This window comes from Brevundimonas sp., assembly GCF_003248455.1.
Taxonomy (GTDB): Bacteria; Pseudomonadota; Alphaproteobacteria; order Caulobacterales; family Caulobacteraceae; genus Brevundimonas.
In genome coordinates this window covers 1-2069 of sequence record NZ_QFNM01000071.1, presented here as the reverse complement: position 1 = coordinate 2069, position 2069 = coordinate 1, and the positions used below count along the sequence as shown (strand labels likewise).

Annotated in this window: 1 protein-coding gene and 1 pseudogene; both read right to left on the bottom strand. The window is 64.8% G+C overall.

Features of this window, described 5'->3' with window-relative positions; translation table 11 throughout:
* On the bottom strand, positions 1 to 1287 hold a 1287-nt coding region (locus DI624_RS16000; protein WP_291540542.1), incomplete at its 3' end, for an LON peptidase substrate-binding domain-containing protein.
* Between the two features lie 470 nt (positions 1288 to 1757).
* A pseudogene (locus tag DI624_RS15995) lies at positions 1758 to 2069 on the bottom strand (ATP-dependent Clp protease ATP-binding subunit ClpX); the annotation flags it as partial.

Here is a 2069-nt window from a genome sequence, read left to right as displayed (position 1 = left end):
GCGCCAGTCGGCGCCCAGCTTGTCGATCTCGTCCAGCAGGACGAAGGCGTTGGTGGTCTTGGCCTTCTTCATCGACTGGATGATCTTGCCGGGCATGGAGCCGATATAGGTCCGGCGGTGGCCGCGGATTTCCGACTCATCGCGCACGCCGCCCAGCGACATGCGGACGTATTCGCGCCCGGTCGCCTTGGCGATGGACTTGGCCAGCGAGGTCTTGCCGACGCCGGGAGGGCCGACAAGGCACAGGATCGGCCCCTTCAGGCTGCCGGTGCGGGCCTGGACGGCCAGATATTCGATGATCCGTTCCTTGACCTTCTCCAGGCCGAAATGATCCTCTTCCAGGATGTCCTCGGCGCGCGCCAGGTCGATCGGCTTCTGCTTGGCCTTGCCCCACGGCACGGACAGCAGCCAGTCGAGATAGTTGCGGACCACGGTCGATTCGGCCGACATCGGGCTCATGTTGCGCAGCTTCTTCACCTCGGCCTCGGCCTTGGTGCGCGCTTCCTTGGACAGGCGCGTCTTACGGATGCGCTTCTCCAGGTCCATGATCTCGTCGCGCGCGTCGTCGGTCTCGCCCAGCTCGCGCTGGATCGCCTTCATCTGCTCGTTCAGATAATACTCGCGCTGGGTCTTCTCCATCTGGCGCTTCACGCGCGAGCGGATCTTCTTCTCGACCTGGAGGACGGAAATCTCGCCCTCCATAAGGCCGTAGACCTTCTCGAGCCGCTTGGGCACCTCGAAGGTTTCCAGCAGGCCCTGCTTGTCGGCGATCTTGACCGACAGATGGGCCGCGACCGAGTCCGCCAGCTTGGAGGCGTCGACGATCTGGGGAATGGAGCTGAGGGCCTCGGGCGGCACCTTCTTGTTCAGCTTCACATAGTTCTCGAACTGCTCGACCACGGCGCGCAGCATGGCCTCGGCCTGCGAGGCCTCGCCCGGCTCGTCCTCGATCTCGACGGCCTCGGCCTCGAAATAGTCCTCGCGGTCGGTGAAGCGCGTCAGGCGCGCGCGGCTCTTGCCCTCGACCAGCACCTTCACCGTGCCGTCCGGCAGTTTCAGCAGTTGCAGCACCGAGGCCAGCACGCCGACGGGATAGATGGCGTCGGGCGACGGATCGTCGTCCACGCTGTTCTTCTGGGTGGCCAGAAGAATCTGCTTATCGCCCTTCATGATCTCGTCGAGGGCCTTCACCGACTTCTCGCGGCCGACGAACAGCGGCACCACCATGTGCGGGAAGACGACGATGTCCCTGAGCGGCAGGACGGGCAGGATCTTGGGTTCAGTCATGATGCACATACTCCCGGGCCATTGCGTATCTCCGGCCCGCCGTCACGGTCGCCCGGACGACAGGCCCGGCCAGCGCGTGACGACCCGTCGATTCCGACGGCGTTCGGATGAGTATGTGGTTTGAAAGACCCGCGGTTCAAGCGTGGCGGGCGAACGGCCCACATCTGCGTGGCCGCAGAGTGTTTTCGGGGCCGGACATGCGCGTTTCTCCCCGCGCCGGACGGCTGCGAACTGGGATGGAGGGCTGGGCGGAGCGCCTCTCAGAATCCGTCATCCTCGGCCTTGTGCCGAGGATGACGAGGACGGAGGGGCCCTGCGCCGCATCGCGGGCGCCTGTAGGACGTCAAGAGAGCCCCTCAACCGGTCCCCCTCCCCACGTTGTGGGAAAGAGACGATGTGGATTGGACTGGCGCGAAAAAGGCCGGGGAGGTCGCCCTCCCCGGCCCTTGTCTTCATGCGGCGACCGTCCGTCAGGCGGCGCCGTCGGCCTTCTTCTTGGAGGCTTCGGAGTAGATCAGCAGGGGCTGGGCCTTGCCGTCGATGACTTCGGCGTTGACCACCACCTCCTCGACGCCCTCGAAGGTCGGCAGTTCGAACATGGTCTCCAGCAGTATGCCTTCCAGGATCGACCGCAGACCGCGCGCGCCGGTCTTGCGGGTGATGGCCTTCTTGGCGACGGCGATCAGGGCGTCGTCGGTGAAGGTCAGTTCGACATTCTCCATCTCGAACAGGCGCTTGTACTGTTTGACCAGGGCGTTCTTCGGCTCGGTCAGGATCGTGAC